Here is a 5,600-nt window from a genome sequence, read left to right as displayed (position 1 = left end):
CGTGACAAGACAGAAACAGACTTTGCCATCCACTACATTACCGATTTACGTCCGGCGGACGGCGACACGTGTCGCACAGGTCGAGAGAATCTATCAGAACCACTACGAAACGCGCGCCCAAGCCCGCCTGGATATCGTCGATTGGATCGAGGGCTATTACAATCGGCAACGCCTGCATACCTCGATCGATTTCCTCACCCCTGTCGACTACGAGGCCAGCTTAATCGCCGCATGAGATGCTGTACGTGAAAACGAGGCAGGGTCAAATCGAGGAGCAGAGGCATGGATGAATTGAATTCCAAGAGCGATCTTTACGAAGGAGCTTCGCGACGAAGCGGTCAAGCTGGCGATGGTTGAAGGTATTGGGGTATCGGAATCGTCCCGGCGGCTGTCGATCCCAATCAAGACGCCGACAAACTGGATGAGCGCGGCGAAGGCTGGCAAGCTGAAAGATGTCGGTCGGCTCCAGAAGCCACTGACGGAAGTGGAGGCCGAGTTGGCGCACGTCGAACGCGAACTGGCCGAGGTAAAAATGGAGCGCGATCTCCTAAAAAAGTTCGCGACGTCCTTCGCGAAGGAGTCGCGGTAAAGTACGGCGTGATTGAACCAATGCGACAGGACTATCCCGTGCCGCCGACGTGTCGCGGCGGCTACTATGCGTGGCGCAAGCGCAAGCCGTCCGCAGGAACGCAACAGGAGCCTCGCCTGGAAGCGGAGATACTTGCGGCCCATCCAGCGCGCCCGGGAAAGCTTCGGGTCCGAGCGCCTGCAGCAACATCTCACACTGTCATCTTCGCAATTTGCGCACGCCAGTGCCGAGGGCCACTTTCGTGTATGGACTCGCCTCGGGCATCAATCGCGACGGTAACAGGCATGTCCTGCACCACGAATTCATAGATGGCTTCCATGCCGAATTCCTCGAAGGCCAACACCTTGGCGTGGCGCACAGCCTTGGAGGCGAGGTAGGCAGCACCGCCGACGCCGACAAGATAGGTCGCGCCATGCCTGCGAATGGCCTCGATCGCCTCCGGACCACGCTCGGCTTTCCCCACCATCGATATGAGACCTGTATGTGCAAGCATCGCTTCGGCGAACTTGTCCATTCGGGTCGAGGTGGTGGGGCCGGCGGGGCCAACTACCTCGTCGCGTACCGGGTTGACCGGGCCAACGTAATAGATGACGCGATTGGTGAAGTCGACGGGCAATGGTTCACCACGTGCGATCATGTCCGTTAGCCGTTTATGGGCCGCATCGCGGGCTGTCAGCAGCTTTCCGGTGAGTAGAAGACGCTGGCCCGGCTGCCATGTGGCTGCCTGGTCGCGTGTGAGCGTGTCGAGATTGATGCGAAGACTGGTGGTCGTGTCCGGGATCCATTGCACCTTCGGCCAGTCATCTAGTGACGGCACTTCCAATTGTGCGACACCAGAGCCGTCGAGTGTGAAATGAATATGGCGCGTGGCGGCACAGTTCGGGATCATTGCAATGGGCTTCGACGCCGCGTGAGTTGGGGCGTACAGGATTTTCACATCGAGCACGGTGGTCATGCCGCCCAAACCCTGAGCGCCAATTCCGAGGCGGTTGACCTTTTCGTACAGATCGATGCGCATTTCCTCGAGCCAGTTCTTGGGGCCGCGCGAGATCAGATCGGCCATGTCGATGCTATCCATCAACGATTTCTTTGCCATCAGCATGGCTTTTTCGGAAGTGCCGCCGATGCCGATGCCAAGCATGCCTGGTGGACACCAGCCGGCACCCATGTGCGGCACGGTTTCGAGTACCCAATCGACGATAGAGTCCGTTGGAGTAAGAATCGCGAACTTCGATTTGTTTTCCGATCCGCCTCCCTTGGCGGCGATGGTCATTTCGATCTGTCTGCCTGGCACGACTTCATAGTGCACCACCGCTGGGGTGTTATCACGTGTGTTTACGCGATTCCCTTCTGGGGGGGATACAATCGACGCACGCAGAATATTCTCTGGAAGCATATAGGCTTGCCGCACGCCCTCATTGATCATGTCGTCGAGGCTCATCGTGGCGTCTTCCCACCGAACATCCATGCCAAGTTTGACGAAGACGGTCACGATTCCCGTGTCCTGACACAACGGACGGTGTCCTTCAGCGCACATCCGGCTGTTCGTGAGGATCTGCGCGATAGCGTCCCTCGCAAGTTCGCTAGTTTCGCGTTCGTACGCGCGCCCCAGTGCCTGGATGAAATCGCGCGGATGATAGTAGCTGATGTGCTGAAGTGCATCACCGACGCTTTGAATCACGTCCTGTTGGCGAAACGTGCTCACAATCTCCTCCCATACTTAGCTATTCGTTGATGGCACTGCTTGAGCGTCTGCCAATATGCCCTTCATGGCATGATTCTCAATGCAAGAAGCGCGATGTGCTTCGATCAGAGCGACGCGATCACGCGGCGCGCCTCACGAGCAATCGCTTCGTCAACCATCCGGCCGTCCACGGTACCCGCACCTTGTTCGCTGGCAGCCAAGACCCGATGCGCCCAGTCCAGCCTCTCTGGGGAGGGTGTGAACGCGGCATTGATTGGCGCGATATGCGATGGATGGATCGCCGCTTTCGCTGTAAACCCGTTCCTGGTGGCAAAGTCCAGATCCAGTGCAAGCTGTACCTCATCGTTAAGGACAAAGCAGGGGGAGTCGATCGCTGTGATTCCGGCTTCCGCACACGCGGACGCCAGTTCGCACCGCGCGACTTGCAAAGCGAAACTTGACGGCTGTGCTCGCACGTCCGAAGCATAGTCCGCAGCGCCAAACATCAGCGCGGCTACCCTCGTACATGCGGCCGCTATCGTCCGTATGGCGGATCTCCCGCGCGCGGACTCGATCAAAGGCACCAGGTGGGCCGACTTGCCCGCACCTTTGAGGAGAGAATGGACCTGAACGACTGGCTCGGGGGACTCGATCTTCGGCAGAAGAATGAATGTCGGCTCAAAACGGGCGTCGAGCAATGCGATCAGGTCGTCGATGCCAGTGCGACTTGAGGGTGTGTTGATGCGCACCGCTAGGGGCGGAAGCAACGCGTCGTCGCGCGGGGTGTCGAGCAGCGCGCATACGTTGGTTCGCGCCTCCGCTTTTCGTTCCAGCGCAACAGCATCCTCAAGGTCGACGATCAGCACATCCGCCCCCGCCTCGAGTGCCTTTCCAAAGTGTTTCGGGTCTGTTGCCGGGCTAAACATCCAGCTGCGCGTGCGGATGGGGATTTCGGGTCTGACGGTTGAGGTCATGGTAGTAAGGGCGTGCATCCGGTTATTAACCCGCGATCGTGCGGAGCCGCTGATTCGCGTTTAGTTAGTGGGGCGGCCTCTTATCGAGAGTACGAAGCTGAGGCCTCATTGAATTCTGACGAACAGTACGCCGACGGGTTAACTATTTTGGAGAAAACCGGTGTTTTTTTGACTTTGTCAAAGAGTTGTCAGCCGATCTCAAATCATATGGCCCATGTTGGCGGCCAATGTCCGCAAGGCGCCAATTCCAAGCTCCCTTTTAACCTCTGTTGGGGACAGTCGATGACCAAGAACGTGAGAAATATCCCTACAGTTGTCCCGGGTTACGGTCCGGTACGTCCCTTCAGCGGGGTGGACGCCGCGACGCAGACCGTTACGCGGGCGGCGGTGAATATGCGCACGGAAACCACGGGCCGAACGAAACTGCTACCTGACATCGCGACTGCTCTGCGCGAGTGCGGTGTTCGCGACGGTGCCGTACTATCGTTTCATCACCATCTTCGTAACGGCGACCACGTGATGAATCTGGTCGTTGATCAAGCAGCTCGACTGGGGCTGCGTGATCTCAAGCTCGCTGCCAGTTCAATTTTTCCCGTGCACGCGCCGCTTGTCGAGCATATGAAGAGCGGCGTGGTAACCGGCGTGTACTCTGGTTACGTTGCGGGGCCGGTCGCGCAGGCGATTAGCGCTGGAATGCTCAAGAACCCCGCCGTCCTGCAGACACACGGCGGACGCGCGCGTGCAATTGAGTCTGGCGAACTCACGATCGATGTGGCATTTGTTGCCGCACCCACGGCGGACGACTACGGAAACATCAACGGTGTACAGGGGCGTTCTGCCTGTGGCGTTCTGGGCTATGCCGAAGTGGACGCGCGCGCAGCACGCCGCGTCGTTGCCGTCACCGATAACCTTGTTGCCTATCCTGCGTGTCCTGCGGAAATCACGCAGGACTTCGTCGATTTCGTCGTGGCGGTACCTGAAATTGGCGATGCCACGCAGATTGTGTCGGGATCCACTCGGATTACTCAGGATTCGGCTGGCCTTGAAATTGCGAGGGTCGCATCCGAGGTTATCAATGCCAGTGGCCTGCTAGTTGACGGATTCTCGTTCCAGACAGGTGCGGGAGGAATCTCGCTCGCCGTTGCGAAGTATGTTGAGGAGCGGATGAAAAGCAGGAAGGTGAGGGGAGGCTTTGCCGCGGGAGGAGTCACCGGAACTATCGTTGAGATGCTGGAAGAGGGGTTGTTCCGGTCGGTCTTCGATGTACAGTGTTTTGACATGCGCGCGGTGCACTCATACCGTGAGAATCCCTTGCATCGGGGTATGTCTGCATCGCTATACGCCAATCCGTGGAATCGGGGAGCGGTTGTGAACCGGCTCGACACCATGATCCTTGGCGCCGCGGAAGTGGACCTCGATTTCAATGTGAACGTTAGCACCCGCTCCGACGGGGTATTGCTCGGCGGCTCGGGTGGTCACGCCGATACTGCATCTGGCTCAAAGCTTGCCATTGTCACGACAAAACTTAGAGCGGGCCAATTCGCCAAGATCGTCGAGAACGTTACAACAGTTACAACGCCGGGTTCCACCATAGACGTGGTGGTGACGGAAGCGGGCGTAGCAGTCAACCCATTGCGCGAGGACCTGGCAGACCGACTCGCAACGGCAGGAGTCAAGCTTGTGCCATTAGCCAAACTATACGATCTAGCTAGAGCGGATATGGCTGTACCGATATTGCCCGCAAGAGGCGGCCGAATCGTTGCACTGCAGCAGTATCGAGATGGCTCAGTGATCGATGTACTCACCGAAGTGGCGTCAGGTAGACGGACGTAACGATGACCGAAAGTATCAAGAAATTTTCGATGTATTACATATTTCAGACCGTATTTATTAATGGAGGCGGCGCATGATGTCTGGGTTGCCGTTGCGCGGGGCGTTGTTGCATAAATCCGGCGAGCGCCGCGGTGACGTATACGCGCAACGACCGGGGCGATACCTCTGTTAACAATTCGGGTTCCTGCGTCGATGCTCGATTTTTGCCGAGAAGATGCGCAGGGATAGAAGCAAGACGCACGAGCCGAAGGCGCGCTACCGTGTCAGAAACTGGGCGGCGTACAACGCTGGCCTGATCAACCGAGGCAACGTCACGTGACCCTGCCTCGATTCCACATACAGCAAGAAGTTTGATAACTTTTTGTCTGTATGGAGAATGGAATGACAGGGAACGTGGTACCGAGGCGGCAGTACACGAAGGGATTCAAGGTGGAGGCGGTGCTGCTGGCTGAGAGCGTTGGTCAGCATGAGGCCGCTCGCAGGCTGGGCGTGCCGGTGGCGACGCTGGGGAACTGGTGCC

General features: G+C 57.9%; 5 protein-coding genes and 2 pseudogenes. 5 read left to right on the top strand and 2 right to left on the bottom strand.

Annotated elements, in window-relative coordinates; all coding sequences use genetic code 11:
* On the top strand, nt 1-235 hold a 235-nt coding region (locus DID99_RS35645; protein ID WP_260444779.1), incomplete at its 5' end, for an IS3 family transposase.
* A 60-nt stretch (nt 236-295) separates the two neighbouring features.
* Nucleotides 296-781: pseudogene (locus DID99_RS35640) on the top strand (transposase); the annotation flags it as partial.
* On the opposite strand, the gene DID99_RS35635 reads toward DID99_RS35640, so the two are convergent.
* Entirely contained in the window at nt 780-2,294 is a 1,515-nt protein-coding gene (locus DID99_RS35635; protein ID WP_124668645.1) for a fumarate hydratase, read from the bottom strand. The pseudogene DID99_RS35640 and the gene DID99_RS35635 overlap by 2 nt on opposite strands.
* Before the next feature lie 104 nt (nt 2,295-2,398).
* Nucleotides 2,399-3,247 carry a CoA ester lyase gene (locus DID99_RS35630; protein ID WP_124668644.1) on the bottom strand — a complete coding sequence of 283 codons (849 nt, stop codon included), beginning with the start codon at nt 3,245-3,247 and terminating at the stop codon, nt 2,399-2,401.
* A gap of 108 nt (nt 3,248-3,355) precedes the next feature.
* On the opposite strand from DID99_RS35630, the gene citF reads away from it, so the two are divergent.
* The 3 genes and pseudogenes from citF to DID99_RS35615 all read left to right on the top strand — a co-directional run.
* Nucleotides 3,356-5,080, top strand: a complete 1,725-nt coding sequence (gene citF / locus DID99_RS35625; RefSeq protein WP_260444780.1) for a citrate lyase subunit alpha — start codon at nt 3,356-3,358, stop codon at nt 5,078-5,080.
* Nucleotides 5,081-5,294: 214 nt separating this feature from the next.
* Nucleotides 5,295-5,396: pseudogene (locus DID99_RS35620) on the top strand (IS5/IS1182 family transposase); the annotation flags it as partial.
* 53 nt (nt 5,397-5,449) lie between these two features.
* A partial coding sequence (locus DID99_RS35615) for a transposase (protein WP_409362724.1) occupies nt 5,450-5,600 on the top strand: 151 nt, incomplete at its 3' end.

This window comes from Burkholderia sp. Bp8986, from assembly GCF_003854225.1.
Classification (GTDB): domain Bacteria; phylum Pseudomonadota; class Gammaproteobacteria; order Burkholderiales; family Burkholderiaceae; genus Burkholderia.
Note: the sequence above shows the minus strand (reverse complement) of the source record. Positions and strands in the feature narration are given on the sequence as shown.